Genomic DNA, 16802 nt, shown 5'->3' with positions numbered 1-16802 from the left:
AAATTTATAAGAAGATTAAAATAATAATTATTATTTGCTTAAGTCGCTCTGCTTCTTGAAGGCAAGGACTAAACCGGGGCGATCGCAGATTTTTCTTACCACAGCGCGCCAGAGGGGATACATCGCCGTCTCTCACCAGTGCGCCACCGAGCGATTGTACAGGTCGGTTGAGTTGAAAACTCAGGCTGATGCCTTTGAGTTTGAGCGCTCCAAAAGCCGATAAAAACTTCTTATTATCATTGTATAATTACAAAAGGAGATTTATGCAACTCACAGAAAATACCCAAGAATTACATCATAAACTAGACAGAGAAGTTTTAGTAAGGCGGATAACTGAACGCATTCGTCAATCTTTAGAATTAGAAGATATTTTAACCAGTACGGTAGCAGAAGTGCGGTCTTTTTTGAAAACAGATCGCATTATGATTTACAGGTTTAGTGCCGACGGCAGTGGAGAAGTTGTTGCTGAGTCAATTAATAACAACCATCTTCCTTCCTTGAAAGGACTGCACTTTCCCGCAGACGACATTCCCGCGAGCGCGCGGGAGATGTATGTCACTTTGCGCCAGCGGACAATAATAGATGTTAACTCGGGGACGATCGTCCTGAGTCCCCTCGATGCTGCAGACACAGGTCAACCTTTAGTAAATGAAGAGATGCACTACAGATCGCTCGATCCTTGCCACACCGCTTACCTGATGGCAATGGGAGTGCAATCTTCCTTAGTCGTGCCGATTTTGCACCGCAGGATAGCGTCGCAAAACAGCAAAACAGATATCTGCGAGGCGACCACGTGTCTAACTCGATACGAGCCAGGAAATAATCAAAAAATTCACATCGAACTGTGGGGGCTTTTAGTGTCTCACCACTGTGCCCCCCTCAATATTTCACCACTAGATTTAGAAGTAGTTCAGCTTGTATCAGATCAATTGTCTAGCGCCATCGCCCACGCGCTCCTCCTCCAGCAAACCCGCTCTCAAGCCGCCCGCGAAGCTACCGTGAGCCGCATAGCAGCCTTGTTGTACGGTCAGGTCAACATTCAACTGCAGCAGGGTTTAGAAGCCACCGTCACCGCTTTGGGCGGCAGCGGCGGCCGACTCTATCTGAACCCCCCGAAAATCAAGGGTGAAAAGTTATCTGCTCCCAAGATTGAAGAAAGATTTCCCATTGCCCCGGGCCACAGTGATGCTACCTTTGAACTGTTCACAACAGGAGAACAACCGACACTTCCCAACTGGGAAAAAGTTAAGGAGATCGAAGCTCATCCCCTCTGGCAGGAATGGCTAACCCAAGGATTAAAAAATACCGAACAATTTCCAAAATTGGCGAATTTTACTAATTCTCAATTTCCAATTTTGATAATTACCGACTTATACAAAGAACCTTTATTTAGAGTTTTAGTTCCAGCTTTCCAATCTACTAAAATTAGGGGTTTGCTGGTAATTCCCCTGCACCACAAACAACAAGTAGTCGGCTGTTTGACAGTTTTTCGCAATGCAATTGATACCGAAAAACTGTGGGCCGGCCGCTTTGACAGCAGCGCTGCACAAATCCTTCCCAGACAATCCTTTGAAGTCTGGCGAGAAATAAAAAAAGGTCAGTCGCCCGAGTGGAAGTGCGAGGACATCGAGCAAGCTTTAGCTATAGGCAGCCAATTTTGTTCGGCAATTGGTCAGTACGTTCTTTATAAAGAAGTGCAGACTCTGAATGCCAACTTGGAGCGCCAAGTTCTTGAACGTACCGCCCAATTGCAAAAATCTTTGGAATTTGCCAAAGTATTGACGCGAGTTAGAGACCAGATTCGTAGCACCTTAGACTTAAAAACTATACTGCAAACTATTGTGCGAGAAGTGAGAGTTTTGCTCGATAACGATCGCACCATAATTTATCAATTTGCCGCAGGGTTCGACGGCGAGGTAGTTGTAGAAGCTGTCCGGGGCCAGTGGCAGTCAATTTTAGGTATCAAATTTCCACAAGAATGGTTGGCGGAAGACTCAGACTGCTTTTACCGAGCAGGACGGGTGCGAGCAATTAATGATATTTATACTGATGATTTAACGCCCTGCCACCGCGAATTTTTGGAAAAAGTACAGGTGAGGGGAAGTTTAATTGTGCCAATCGGCCAAGATTCCCATTTTTGGGGTTTGCTGATTGTCCACGAGTGTTCCGGGCCGAGAGTTTGGCAAACAGCAGAACAGGAATTGCTGCAAAATTTGGCTGCTCAAGCTGCGATCGCCATTCACCAAGCAGAACTTTATCAAGAAAGTCTCAATGCAGCAGCAGCCGATCGAGCAAAGGCCGAACAGCTAGCTAAAACCCTCACAGAACTGCACAATACCCAAGCCCAACTGATTCAAACCGAGAAAATGTCAAGTCTCGGACAACTGGTGGCGGGCGTCGCCCACGAAATCAATAACCCCGTTAACTTTATCTACGGCAATCTGTCCCACGCCAGCGAATACACCACAGATTTGCTCTGCTTGGTGGAACTCTACCGCCAACACTATCCCAATCCCGACCCAGAAATTAGCGAGTGTTCCGAAGCGATCGACATAGAATTTCTGGCCGAAGATTTGCCCAAAATTTTGGGTTCCATGAAAGTCGGAGTTGACCGTATCCGCCAATTAGTTGTATCTTTGCGCAATTTTTCCAGAAGCGATCAAACCGAGAAAAAAGCCGTTGACATTCACGAAGGTATCGAGAATACCCTGTTGATTTTGCAGCATCGGATCAAAGCTAAATCCGATCGCTCCACTGTAGAAATCATTAAAGAATACGGCAATTTGCCCTTAGTAGAATGCTATGCCAGCTCGCTCAATCAGGTATTTATGAATCTGATCGGTAATGCCCTTGACGCCCTAGAAATGAGACAAAAAGAGCGAGTTATTAATCTTCCATTTAAAGCGGCAAGTGCAGCGGCGACACATTTAAGCTCCCAAAAACTGGCTGTCGAGTCAGGAGATATAAATGCCACCACCGAGTGTTTGATTCCTGATTTCGCATCCCCTTGCATTCGGATTCGCACTGAATTAATCGATGAAAAAACGGTAGGAATTTGTATTGCCGACAACGGTCACGGCATCCCCAAAGAATTAATCTCTCACATATTTAATCCCTTTTTTACTACTAAACCCGTCGGTCGGGGTACGGGTTTAGGACTGTCTATCAGTTATCAAATTGTAGTTGAGAAACACCAAGGCGTACTCAAGTGTATTTCTGTACCCGGTCAAGGTACAGAGTTCTGGATCGAGATTCCGCTGAATTAACTAGAACAACCTAAAAAAACAACACAGCCAGATACCCGACTTCTTTAAGAATTCGGGTAATTAACAGCGATCGCGTTTTAAGTCAAGAAATTATTTTCTCTTCATCGCAGAGAGAGATAATTCGATTCACAAAAGCTTTTAGTTCTGGACAAGCTTGAATCGCAATCATCAGATCGTTTTTTTTCAAAATAGCCATTCCATCAATCACTTTGTTATAGTCTTTTCCGCGTTTTCCAGAGCTAAAAATCTCCTTAATCCAATAGGAAGGTGGCTTTTGATGATTCACTGTTTCAGGCAAACCGCTAGGAGCAGAAAGGTTGTGTTTCGCTAGCTTCTGGATAGTTGTCCAGTAGGGAAGAAGCCATGCTTCAAAATCATGTAATGCTGTGTGAGGATAGAATTTTGGGTTTTTACCTACCCATGTCCTCATTTTCTCTTTAGCATCATTGGCGTCTTTAAAGTCCGGCTTTCCGGTATAAACGTCTGTAAGTGCAATTACAGCATCATAGCCATCATTATCGAGGAGAGTTTCAACTATTTTCTTGAGTTTCCCTTCCTTGGGAATTCCACCATGTTGTGGTTTAAAGTCTAGTCTGGGCATTTTTTGCTCTAAACGACTTTGCAGAAACTCATGAAGCTTCTTTCTAAATGCCATTTCAGTAGCACCTTCAACCAAAATAGCAATTCTCATGGACGGCCACCCATCACATTCATTTCCCAAACCTGGTCAAGACTGTAATCTTCTAACCATTTATCCAGGTTAAAAGTGTCACCCCACCTCATTTTTGCCTCCCCTTCTTCCAAATCGCAGACCAAAACCTCGCTTGGATCGAGAAATCGGATGAGTCTATCTGAGTGTGTGGCAACTATCAGTTGAGTGTGTTTTGAAGCTTCTCTCATTAAATAAACTAAGTGTCTTAAGAGTTCCGGGTGTAGGCTAACTTCTGGTTCATCTAGCAACGTGACGGTTGTTAAAGTTTGACTTTGCAGGAGCGCAACCAACCAGAGGAAGCGCAGCGTTCCCTCTGATAGCTCATGGACATAGAAAGGCTGAGGAAAATTTCTATCTGTCCAAGTCATAGACATAGTTCCTGCGGCAACCGGAGGAAAGTTTAACCGCTCGAAATCTGGAAAGGCAGCAGAAATGATATTTTCAACCATTTCAAAACTGTCTCGATCGGTTTCCCGAAGGTCATAAAGACAGGAAACGAGGTTTTCACCGCTTGCTCCAGGCAACTTTGCAGGGCGCATTGCTTGAGGTAGACGAATTGGACTTTTCTCTGAAACATCGAGTGCTCCATAATATGTGCAAGAAGCAAGGCTCTTTCTCAGGTTCTCTGGTTCGCGATACATTTTAGGAACTTGAGAAAGGGATGTTTCAAGAGGATTGTGATCCCAAGTCGGTCTCACAAATCCTCTGCTTTCTTCTTGAGAATATTTAATATCCAAACCTTGTGATTCAATATACTTGAATGGTTCAGCTCTGTGGGGATTTCTCTGCTGTGTTAAAGATTCGTCTATAACTTCATAAGATAAACCTTTAGGTGACAATGTTAAGCTGTACTTCAAAGCTTGTTCCTTTGGCACTTGCATTGAAATTTCAATTTCAAGTTCTTGTACTTTACCTCTTGTTAAAATTTCATTCAAGCCACCTTTAAGTTGCAATAAATTCTGTAAATTTCCACTTGCTGAAGCTGCTAGTATTGAAAGAACATCTAAAAAAGAAGTTTTTCCTGCTCCGTTTGCACCAATCATGACGATGAGATTTCTCATCTCAAGCTCAATATTTTGAAGACGCCGAAAACCCCTTACTGATATATTTTCAAATCTATTCATATTCTGTCCTTAAATAGTGAAACTAGCCTAGACACATATATTGAGACTAGGCTAAGTATATCTGCCTTAGATACTTTAGAGGTTTAGTAAAGCCAGATGGGTGTATGAAACGGTCTGCATCCCTTGGGTTGGCGCAGCATGAAAAGTCGTTGGAGGAGGCCGAGGTCGTTCACAACTCTTTAAGGCAAGATTAGCTTCACCAGCACAGAACCGATCGAACCGAGAAGACTCATAAAGTTGCCACCGCCCCCCGTGCGGGGTTCCGTAGGCTTTTGGCGCGCTACAATGGCTTCGCCTAACTGCTTTGACAACTCCTGACCTTGGGTATTTCCTTGAGCGGCAAAGAGTTGGTTTGCTACTGCAGCGTCTTGAGCCGCGCCGGCGAAGTCTCCCAAGTCAGCGCGAGACATACTGCGGGCAAAATAAACGGCGGCTACATCCGATTTCAGATTCAGGGCTTGATTGTAATAATCAATGGCGTTTCTGTAGTTTCCTGCTTGAGCTTCCAGCACTCCCAACCGGTAGAAGTCTTCAGCGGTGCCGATATTTGTTGGCATTCCTCTAACTCCGAGCAGTTGCGCGTTAGTTAAATTGGCGTTGAGCAAATTGGCGTCGCTGAGATACGCACTTCTCAAGTCCGCACCGCTGAGGTTGGCACCGCTGAGGTTAGCCCCTGTCAGGTTGACGCCAAACAGACTGGTGCCGCTGAGGTTGGCACCGCTGAGGTCAGCCCCTGTCAGGTTGGCTCGGCTGAGGTTAGCCAACCTCAAGTCAGCACCTTTGAGATTGGCTCCTGTTAAGTTGGCTAAAACCAAGCCAGCACTGCTGAGGTCGCAGTTGGGGCACTCTCGGGTGGCTAGTAATTGTTGCGTGTGTTGGATGTTCTCGGCGGGTGCAGGAGCGATCGGGGCGATCGAGCTCACTAGCGTTACAGCAGCGAGGATTCTGAGTTTCATTTTAACCGTCCAAAATCCAAAATATTAAATCTAAAATAGCTTTCATTGAAGCAATTGAAAATCAACATAACACAACTTCACCCAACAAATCTTTTGGCTCGCCGTATGTAGGAGTTCTGTGCGCCATCAGCACCCTACATTGAAGTTATCGGGAGCATCCCGATTTTGCAAAAACATTAAACTGCAAATTCACCATTTAAGTAGGCACAACGCAGTTGCAACATTTGAGAAACACTTTCAGATTTCCACTGCGAAGAATGAAATTTTTAGCCTTCTACCTATTTGCTTGACGGCTGATGCTACCGCTCCCGAACCGATGGAGCCTGGTTGTAATTCTTGACAAGTTTCATAGTCCACAAGGCGAAGACGGTGTTTTTTGAGGTAGGCACGGAAATTAATGACTTGCCGACTGTGGCAGTTGTCAAAAATAGCGATCGCATCTTCTACCCGACCACGCCATAACAAAGCCTCAGCTTGTTTAAGCGGAACTTACCCCGCACATAAGATTCATTTCTTCTGAAACCATTACAGGGCAAGACTTTCCTGGAGCGGGAAAATCAAGTACATGACTACAACTTTTTACAACCCTTATGTGGAGCGGGTTTGAGTTAATTTTATGATACAGCAATACTTTGGTTCTAAATATTAAGAAAATCTTAAATACATGGCTACAAAATTGGAACTGCCAAATAGCTAAAACGAATACGGCTCAAAGAATACAGCCACCGAAACTACCCCCTGCAGGGGTAAGTTCCGTTTAAGCCGCTTGCCGGAGCCACCAACTTTATACAGATTTTCTTTCAGGTGATACCAGTCTAAGATTTCCTGCCTTTGTGAAGTTGTCGCAATTTCCTTGAATAAATTCACGCGCACCCGGAGTGACCATCTCCTAAACAGATTACAGGATTAGTTAGCGACTGACTATTCACCCAATCTGTGAGGCTTAAGTTATCTTGGAAAAAAGCGCCATAGTAAAGGTCTTGCAAGCGCACTGCCTTATAGTCGCGCCACTGACATGGGAGTCCCCGTTCGGTTCGGAGTCGCACTTTACCGCCATCTATGCTCACTTGTGCTAGAGCCTGTTTGACTTCAGGGACGGGAAATTCTTGGCGTTGCACAAGTCTGTTTTGACTGCTATGGCTGACCTTAACTCCTGTGAGGGTGGCCAGGTCAACAGAGGCATTTTGGTACGACTCCGAAGCAGAAAGTAAAAAACAGCATTTTTCAAGCATTGGACTTCTACGGCTGTAAGCCTCCACCCCCAAGCGGTTTGCTTGTTTTTGTGTAATTAAGAGCCGTCCTACACAACTGTTGAGCGTGCGCGTGCGCCCTTTAACCGTTTTAGTTACTTTTTGGATAAAAAAAGGGCAACTTTGGGGCTGACATATTCTAACATCTGTTGACGTACTACTTTCTCAAGCCCTTCTAGGGTAGCTATTTCTGCTGAATCTGTATTTCTGTAGAGGATTTGCGCTATTTCTTGAGTACAAGCTGATAACCGTAATTGTTCTTCGGGAGTTAGGCTCATTTTTTTTCCCCGATCTATTCTCTTTATTTTAGCTGCTGGCAGTCTATTTGCAAAATCGGGATGCTCCCTGGAAGGTTAGGTTTTAATGAGCTGTCGCAGCGGAATTTCTACGATCAATTCTGCCCCCTTCCCTGGTGACGAAATGCAGCGCAAATTTCCGCCGTGTTTTTCCACCACTATTTTATAGCTAATTGACAATCCTAAACCCGTCCCCTTACCAACAGGTTTAGTGGTGAAGAAGGGGTCAAAAATATTCTGCTGGATTTCTTCAGGTATGCCGGAACCGTTGTCAGCAATTCGGACAGCAATTTTGTTGTCTATAAGTTCCGTGCGAATGCGAATGGTAGGGATTGGGGACTGGGGACTTCCCAATTTCTCTTTTCCTTCTTCTAAAGCATCGATCGCATTCGTGAGAATATTCATAAATACCTGATTTAGATGTCCCACATAGCACTCGATTTCGGGCAGAGCGCCATATTCTTTGATGACTTCAATAGCTGGAGTCCCATCATTTTTATTGAGGCGATTTTGCAAAATTAGTAGCGCACTCTCTATGCCTTCGTGAATGTCTACCCGCTTCATATCGCTTTCATCCAAACGGGAGAAATTACGCAGAGATAAGACTATATTGCGGATGCGCTTAACTCCCATCTGCATCGATTCTAGCAGTTTTGGCAAGTCTTCGACAATGAAATCGAGGTCATATTCTTCGGCTTGTTCTTGAATTTCTGGATCGGGTTCTGGATAATGCTGCTGATAGAGGTGCAAAATTTGAAATAGGCTTTGAATGTATTCTTGCGCGTGAGACAAATTCCCATAAATAAAGCTAGCGGGGTTATTGATTTCGTGGGCGACTCCCCCGACTAATTGACCGAGAGAGGCCATTTTTTCATTTTGAATTAATTGAATTTGGGTGCGTCGGAGTTCGTCTAAAGCTTGTTGCAATTCGATCGCTTGTTGTCTCAATCGCGCTTCTGAGTCGCGCAAGGCGGCTTCGGCTAATTTGCGTTCGGTGATGTCTCGATAAACGACGCCTACGGCGAAGACATTGCCTGCTGAGTCTTTAATGGGGGAAAGGGTTGATTCGCTATAAGAAGGGCGATCGCCGACGTTAGTAGCATCCTCAAAATGCAGCGATTTACAGGTATTAAAGATTGTCTCAAAACGGCTCGTCCACAATGGAATCAATTCTGGAGAATCTTTTAAAATTTCGCTAAATTGTTTCCCTATGACGCGATCGCGCGGCTTATGTATATTATCCAGCCACGATTTATTAGCATAGAGACAGTGATAATTGCGATCCCACACGGCGATGAAGTCGTCGGTAGATTCAAAGATGGCGCGAAACCGTTCTTCACTTAAGCGCAGTGCCTCTTCTGCGAGGAGGCGATCGCGGACTTCTTGTTGCAAGTTATCATTTTTTTCTTTTAATTCTAGGGTTCTCTCTTCTACTTTAATTTCTAGAGTTTTGCTGTAGTCTTGTAATTGATTTTTAGCGGTTTCTAAATTCGTATAGAGACGCGCATTTTCGAGAGAGATAGCCGCTTGGGAAGAAAGCAGACGTAAAATTTCCAGGCGATCGCTCGTAAAAGCATCTTGTGTAAGATTATTTTCTAAATAAAGCAATCCGATCAATTTTCCTTGATGAATGAGTGGCGTGCATAAGATAGATTTAGGGTGAAATGTGGCAATATAGGGATCGGTGTTGAATCGGGGTTCGGCATTAGCATCATTTAAAACCAAATTCTCGCGAGTTCGCGTTACATAGTTAATCAGCGAAAGCGGGAGATTAGAAGAGGGCGGGTTTTGTAGGGGGGTTATCGGTGTGGTTTCTAGATTGTTGGTTAAATCCGCCCCTACATATACGGGAATCGATTGCAACACATTGACTTCATCTCCCTCCTCGGTAATAGTAGCTTCTACAAACAATTCTCCATCTTTCTCTAAGATGAGAGAGCCCTTTTGGGCTCCCGCATTTTCTCGAACAATCAGCATTAGCTTAGAGAGCAATTTATCGAGAACAATTTCTCCAGCCAAGGCTTGCGAAGCTTTCATCACCGTGGTAAGATCGAGATGAGATAAACCCGTGTTAGTTGAAGTTGTCGTTTTAGAAACTTCGAGTTTAGCCGCTTCTCGATCGAGCTTTTTCGAGAAGAACTGAGGGTATCGCTGTTCTAAGTCTTGCACTTTAGCGGTGGCTCCCCAGCGGATATAAGCAGAGTGAGATTCTGTCAGATAAACTGCCGCGATCGCCTCTTTTCCACGCGAGAAGTAAAACTCTGCTGCTAGTTCATTTGCCAGCGCTTCTTCTTGAATGTATCCCTGTTCCGCCGCTCCTTGAATGGCGCGATCGTAATAATCCATTGCTTGGCCATTCTGCCCCAAAACCCTTGCTTTCTCAGCTTCTACTAAGTCATACTTATGCTGGAAATTGCACGGCGCATGGAATACCCAAGTCTTCATTTTTTCTTGATTTGCAGCAACTTGACTGAGATATTCTTCTTTCGTTTCTAGCTGAGCTTCTGGATAGAGTGCTAAAAGGGTAAGAGAATGGTATAAATTGTAGACAGCATTGTGAAGTAATGCTAACCCTGCATTAGGATATTTTGCCACCAAGTTAGCGCTTAATAATGCCCGCGCGTAATCTTTAAATAAATAAAATAGAATAGTTTGAGCAACATAGAGAGCAAATAGTAATATCTCAGTGTTAGACTCCTGTATAAGTGGCAGAATTTTGGCTTCATCAAAACTCTCGCCATTTAACAGGTATTTGTCGGGCGCTTTCCCGCGCAGATTATCAACAACCTGCTGATAAATTTTAACAAAAAATATGTCATAATCTTGTTTAAACTTAATAGCCATATTAACATATTTTGTCTGTCTTCGCTCAACCTTTTCTAAAGAAATTCCACTTAAGAATGAGTAGTTACAATAATTCATAGCACTGTGACAAGCAAATTCTATATCTCCAGTTTCTAAACCGATTTTAAGGGCTTCAACAAAAGGCTCTAGAGTTTCTGTCAGAGGTTCTTTCCAATGCCGGATCAGAACGTTAAATATACAAAATATCTTACTTTTGAGTGAGTTAGCATTAAATTTTTTTAACAAAATAACGGCTAGTTGGCCAAATCGATATCCAGAATCTATGTCTCCCATTGCCCCACACAAGAGTACCCCATACCAAGCATAAGCGCAAGCGGATTCCGGGGAATTTCCATAAGCAATTGACAACTTTATCATTGTAAAAAGAATCTGTGAAAACATCTCTGTATTTGCAACATAAGCCGTTGTCACGATGCTCATTAATATCCGCATAGCCGCAATTTTATCGGGATCTGTCATTGGTGGCAAGTTAGCTAAATCGTCAATCACCAGTTCTTGAGGGAGTTCTTGTTCCAAGTGAACGCCCAGCATTTCCAAAACCTCGATTCCGGTATCGATGACCGAATTTATTCGGTTTCCAGAAAACTCCACCTGAATTTTTATCTCGTACACTTTGACTTTTTCTAAAAGGGTTTTTGCCCGTTTTAGAATGACATCAGATAACTGTTGCGATCGCTCAAAATAGGTGTTTAAATATTCAACTTCTGTCGCTTCCAGATAAATATTTAAGGTCAAATCATACTGACTTTCCCAACTATCTGAGCCAAGCAGTCCTAAACCCACATTCAAATATTTGACAGCGGACTCATACGCTGTAGCGGCTTTGGCTTTCTGACCCGCTATTAAATTGAGGGAAGCTAGCTCGTATTTTTCGGCTTCCAAGCTCAGTAAATCGGTGCCATAATTTAGTTGGTTAACCAGGGCGAAAATATTTTCTTTTCGTTCTTCCGGTGTTGTATTTTGCAGCAATCGTTGACCGATTTTCAGGTGGGTCTGTTTTTTTTGCTCATCTGGAATTAGAGAATAAGCGGCTTGCTGCACGCGATCGTGTAAAAACTTGTAGTCAACTTTGACATCGGTTAAGCTAAATCCCCCGGATTCTTCCTGACTAAATACCAGGGGGATTTTGTACTCATTGCTTAAAGGTAAAATTAACCCAGTCTGAAGTGCCGACCACAATTGTGCAGCCGTGATTAAGGAAGATTCTTCATTGACGATCGCCAGGACGTCTAAGTTAAACGTATTGCCAATACAAGCCGCCAGTTTTAAGACTTTCTGCGTATCTTCAGATAGCTTGCGAATATTTCTAGCGACCAGTTCGACAACATTCAAATCGGTAATGCCAAGGGCTTGAATTTGCTTAATGTCCCACTGCCACGCCCCTAAATATAACTCATAACTTAACAACTTTTCTTGATAAAGAGTTTTGAGCAATTGAGTTAAGAAGAAAGGATTTCCCTGAGTTTTGTTGAAAAGTAGAGACGCAAAATTTCGCGTCTCGACAGACAAAGATTCCGATCTCACCGATTCATTATTTAAAGTATCGGCGATTAATTCTTCGACGTGAAGGATTTGTAACGGGCCTAGTACGATATTATTGACCGTTGCACCCGCTTGTTGAATTTTTTCAATCGTCTGAATAGTCGGATGGGTCGGAGAAACTTCGTTATCTCGATACGCGCCAATCAGCAATAGATATTTGCTATCGCTATCGGTCATCAGCAGTTCAATCAATTTCAGGGATGCCGAATCGGCCCACTGCAAGTCATCTAAGAAGACAACTAGGGGATGTTCTTGGGTTGTAAATACGCCAATAAATTGTTTAAATACCAGATTGAAGCGGTTTTGCGATTCAGTTGCCCCTAGTTCTGGCACGGGTAGCTGCTTGCCAATAATTAGTTCGACTTCGGGAATAACCTCAACGATGATTTGCCCGTTAACCCCTAAAGCTGCTAACAGTTTTTCTTTCCAAATATGGATTTCTGCTTCGCTTTCTGTTAGCAGTTGCAGAACTAATGACTGGAATGCTTGAATCAGGGAAGCATAAGGAATATTGCGTTTAAACTGGTCAAATTTACCCGCAATAAAATAACCTCGTTGTCGCACAATGGGTTTGTGAACTTCATTGACTAAAACGGTTTTTCCAATCCCAGAATAACCGGAAACGAGCATTAATTCGGTAGTGCCATTCGCCACGCTATCGAACGTTTCCAGAAGTCCATTAACTTCGGGTTCCCGACCGTAGAGCTTTTGCGGGATATTTAATTGACTGGCTTTATCAGCACTTCCAGCCACAAACTCGTCAATAGATCCGGTAGCCTGTAGTTTTACCAGGCAGGTTTCTAAGTCAAATTTTAGCCCTTCAGCGCTTTGGTAGCGGTCTTCAGCGTTTTTGGCTAATAATTTCATCGCGATGTCGGAAATGGCTGGCGGAACTTCAGGATTCAGCGCTTGTGGCGGGATAATTTTTTGGGCTATATGGCAGTAGACTAATTCCAGAGGTTCGGTATTCGTGCAGGGCAGCGATCCTGTTAGCATTTCATAAAAAGTTACGCCTAACGAGTAAAGATCGGTGCGGTAGTCAATCGATCGATTCATTCTGCCAGTTTGTTCTGGCGACATGTAAGCGAGGGTGCCTTCTAAAAAATGAGGATGACTGGCAGCCGCGTTTTCTCGTTCTAGGCGCGTAGCGATGCTAAAATCAGCTAATTTTAGCTCGCCTGTTTTTGGATTAATGAGGATATTTTGGGGTTTAATATCTTTATGGATGACGTGCTTTTTATGCACTTCCGCTAGGGCTGATGCGATCTGGATGGCGATTTTGAGGAATTCGCTTAATTCGATTTTTTTAGAGGCAATATAATTTTTTAGCGACTCTCCTCCAAAATCTTCCAAGATGAGCGCTAAACCGTTTTTATAGGTTTCTAAGCTATAGGGTTTAACAATTCCTTCTAGATTGTCTAGATGCTGTAATATTTGATATTCGTGTTTTAATCGGGTAATTTCTTCGAGGGTGGGATACTCGGATTTGAGGAGTTTGACGATCGCCCCCTTGTTTGTGCCCGCGATCGCTGCCCGATAAATTACACTATTGACACCTGATTGAATTTCTTCTATAATCTCGTAACTGCCAATAGACCTAATCAAATGATTCATCGTTGATGCCTCTGATTGAAATGCATGAGTATGAATACTCCCTATAGAGGGATGATTGAAAAGTCAATCTGGTTGCAGCGCAAGCAGCTTTGCGGTAAGGATTTAGGTATCTGAAACGTAGTCACAGAAGGACTTCTAGAATTCAAGCATTCGCTAAATCAACAGCTTAATTCTCAATAGGTACGAAAATAAAAGCTTTCATGGTTTCTTAATAAGAATGGATATTTGATGATTATTCGACCAAATGCTTACACCGTATAGGTTTTAAGGCTTTTTTCATGACCTGAATCCTTACGCTTTGCGGATAGGGTTCTGGTGAGTTTTTCTAATGTTTTAATTATAGATAAACTCGATCGATTATCTGGGATTTTTTAATATGTTTTAATGAATGGGCGATAAAGTTAGCGCATTGCAGTTAATAAAACTTTCAACTAAAAATTGGCTCAATATGCAGTTAGAATGCGGCAGGGGTCAGCCCGACATGCGAAAATCGCTACATTACAAAAATGGGATGCTCCCGAATTTATCCGCCTTACCTGAGTGTCAAATAAACACTTCCCTACCAATAAATTAGGGTAATGAATGACTCATTACCCTTTAGCCGCTGTTCTCGGCAACCATAAAAATTAACAAATAAATTAGTCGTGAATCGTGCCGTCGGGCATCGTCGTACCCTTAAGATATACTCCGCTCAAGTTGACTTTTGTAAGGTTTGCTCCCAGCAGGTTTGCTCCGCTTAAGTCTGAGGCACTTAAAATCGCTTCAGTCAAGTCTGCCCTAATTAGGCTTGCTCCCATTAAGTCGGCTCCGCTGAGGTCTACTTTGCTCAAGTTGGCCCCAATTAAATCGCATTCTGTCAGAACCGCCCTGCGCAAGTTTACTGCATAAAGATTTACTCCGTGCAGGTCTGCACGGCAGAGTGTTGCCCGAGATATGTTGGCTCCAATTAAAGTTGCTTGGATCAGGGAAGCTCTGCTCAAGTCTGCTTTGCTGAGATTGGCTCCGATCAACTCAGCTCGATTCAGGTTAGCTTCAGCTAAAAGTGCTTCTGTGAGGTCGGCTCCACCTAAGTCTGCTTTGCTCAAATTAATCTTGCACAAATTGGCTTTGCCAAAGTTGACTCTGTTGAGTTTGGCTTTTCTGAGATTGGCTCCAATCAGGTCGGCTTCATACAGATTGGCTCCAATCAATTCTGCTTCGTAGAGGTAAACCTCGTGCAGGTAGACCCCGCTAAAATTTCTTTCTCCTATTGCGTATAGCTTGAGCAGTTCGTCAACGTTCATTATGGCTTCTCTACACCTTTTAAATGAAGAATACTCTCAGTAAGCTGGTTGCACCGGATGTTCTGCTATTTTAGATTTTAGATTCTGTAAAGATTCGCACCCAGCCCGAGAAATCCCTCAATCTGCAAGGTTTGAGAATAAATTAGACGGTTTGGGGAGGGTGTCAACGACAAAGCTGCATTCTCAGTCCAGGACGGACGCTAATCAAAAAAACCCGATCGCTCGATCTTTGTCACGATCGAGCGTATATGACCACATGACGTGAAGAAACCGGGTTTTTGCGTCCAGGACGGATTTTGTTTTCCCTTTGATTAAAAATAAACATTTAAAAATTTGAACAACAATGTCGATCGCACTTCCTAACTAAAGCCAAAAAATTATAGGTGGAAAGTGCGATCTAATCCATAACTTTTTGTGAATAGTTGAGTTTACTGAGGACTGTGACAACGATCACGAATAAATGTTAGTAGTATCACATAGAAACTACCGTTTCGATCACAGCAGGTGGGGAAAAATAGCAGGTAATGTTACTGTAATGGTGGAAAATTCACAATGCTACCCTCGCCGTGTTTTACTCAACTGGCGATAAAACAAGTAGTTTCACAGATACTTGCCCCCTTGCTGTGAAAGTCGGTTGCAGCGTCACTCGGCGCTACTGGCTCCGGCTGATGACAGTGTTAATCTATCAGGATTTCTCGAACAGCGAAAGCCAGAAATGCACTTCTGGAAGTATGGGAATGTCTGTCTAAAAACGCGATCGCTGGTGTACAGATATTCGCCTGTTTACTAGCAACTAATGAATAAAAATCGCCAATACCTTAGCAAAATTTAGCAGTAAATATCACGAAAACCATGATATATGTTTAGCAAAAAGAGAATAAATGGTATTTTTTAAAATTCCACTATTGCCGCTAATATTGCAGTCGATCGGTTAACTGACATCAGTATTAGCAATGACGCTTGTCCGTAAAATACAAAACCGATCCAGAAACCTGGTTTTTTACTAAAAAACTTCATTGCAGCCTTTGCTCTCGGTAAAAAAAAACGGTTTCTGAGTGTCAGAGTGCCTCCCGCACTGAAAAAGTTTAATGAGATCGCTTTTGTATTGCTTCAGGGCAAACAAAAGGTCAGCATTTAGGATAGGAGCAGCTTTCGCTCCCTTGTCAAAAAAAGGTATTGTAGAACGCGAATCGTGAGGTAATTGATATGGCTGGAGTATGTAAACTTAGCATCACAGAGACAAGTGAAGAGCTAAAAAACCTGTTAACTGAACAAAAAACGGCAAGCGGCTTTCAAAAAATTCAAGCACTTTACCTGTTCAAAATTTGTCATGTTAAGACAGTTAAAGAATTGGCAATGACGATCGGGGTCAATCGAATTACAGTGCAGCGGTGGCTGAGAAAGTACCGTTCTGATGGACTCGAAGGACTCCTCGAAACAAAGCACAGCGGCGGCCGTAAACCGGCCATTCCTCCTCTGGCCCGCGCTAGTTTGGCAATGCGCCTCAGCGACCCCCAGGAAGGCTTTAAAAGCTATGGAGAGATTCAAGAGTGGTTGCAGCAGGAATACAGCATTGAGGCTTCCTATAAAGCCGTTTACGCAACAGTCAGATATCACCTAAAAGCCAAGCTGACGAAAGTCTAGACAGTTCATACCGCGTCGGATTAAGCACCAATTATCTAATTGTTTGCTGTCAGCTTTTGAAGATTTTGAGGATTTGGATCATCACGACAAATCTGACAAATTCTTTTTTAACAAAACTTGCCCTCATAAACTGCGGAGCATATAAATTATATGTTGTGGCAATGGGGGTGAGGGGGATAAGATTTGATGCTTTTCCCGCGTTTTTGAAAGATGCTCAAAAAAAGCGTCATAAGTCATAAATTGCAAGTTT

8 protein-coding genes and 2 pseudogenes are annotated in these 16802 nt (G+C 43.2%); 2 read left to right on the top strand and 8 right to left on the bottom strand.

The window, feature by feature from the left end; translation table 11 throughout:
• Positions 1-263 precede the first annotated feature (263 nt).
• Positions 264-3266, top strand: a complete 3003-nt coding sequence (locus QUA99_RS06125) for a GAF domain-containing protein (protein WP_333241717.1) — start codon at positions 264-266, stop codon at positions 3264-3266.
• Positions 3267-3348: 82 nt separating this feature from the next.
• On the opposite strand, the gene QUA99_RS06120 is transcribed toward QUA99_RS06125, so the two are convergent.
• From QUA99_RS06120 to QUA99_RS06085, 8 genes and pseudogenes are all read right to left on the bottom strand, one after another.
• Entirely contained in the window at positions 3349-3957 is a 609-nt protein-coding gene (locus QUA99_RS06120; protein WP_333241718.1) for a DUF4276 family protein, read from the bottom strand.
• Positions 3954-5102 (bottom strand): AAA family ATPase, encoded by a 1149-nt coding sequence (locus tag QUA99_RS06115; RefSeq protein ID WP_333241720.1) that lies wholly within the window; start codon positions 5100-5102, stop codon positions 3954-3956. The genes QUA99_RS06120 and QUA99_RS06115 overlap by 4 nt, the downstream gene beginning before the upstream one ends.
• Before the next feature lie 179 nt (positions 5103-5281).
• Complete coding sequence (locus QUA99_RS06110; RefSeq protein WP_333241722.1) at positions 5282-6058, bottom strand: pentapeptide repeat-containing protein; 777 nt, start codon at positions 6056-6058, stop codon at positions 5282-5284.
• Between the two features lie 176 nt (positions 6059-6234).
• Positions 6235-6541: pseudogene (locus tag QUA99_RS06105) on the bottom strand (ISKra4 family transposase); the annotation flags it as partial.
• A gap of 273 nt (positions 6542-6814) precedes the next feature.
• Positions 6815-7131, bottom strand: a pseudogene (locus QUA99_RS33020) (ISKra4 family transposase); the annotation flags it as partial.
• 272 nt (positions 7132-7403) lie between these two features.
• Entirely contained in the window at positions 7404-7586 is a 183-nt protein-coding gene (locus QUA99_RS06095) for a hypothetical protein (RefSeq protein WP_333236737.1), read from the bottom strand.
• Between the two features lie 75 nt (positions 7587-7661).
• Positions 7662-13625 (bottom strand): AAA family ATPase, encoded by a 5964-nt coding sequence (locus QUA99_RS06090; protein ID WP_333236735.1) that lies wholly within the window; start codon positions 13623-13625, stop codon positions 7662-7664.
• A gap of 638 nt (positions 13626-14263) precedes the next feature.
• A complete protein-coding gene (locus tag QUA99_RS06085) occupies positions 14264-14908 on the bottom strand; it encodes a pentapeptide repeat-containing protein (protein ID WP_333236733.1) in 645 nt (214 codons plus the stop codon).
• A 1206-nt stretch (positions 14909-16114) separates the two neighbouring features.
• On the opposite strand from QUA99_RS06085, the gene QUA99_RS06080 reads away from it, so the two are divergent.
• Positions 16115-16552, top strand: coding sequence for a helix-turn-helix domain-containing protein (locus QUA99_RS06080; protein WP_333068711.1), 438 nt, complete (start codon positions 16115-16117; stop codon positions 16550-16552).
• Positions 16553-16802 lie beyond the last annotated feature (250 nt).

The sequence above is a fragment of the Microcoleus sp. F10-B2 genome, from assembly GCF_036704965.1.
Lineage (GTDB): Bacteria > Cyanobacteriota > Cyanobacteriia > Cyanobacteriales > Microcoleaceae > Microcoleus.
Note: the sequence above shows the minus strand (reverse complement) of the source record. Positions and strands in the feature narration are given on the sequence as shown.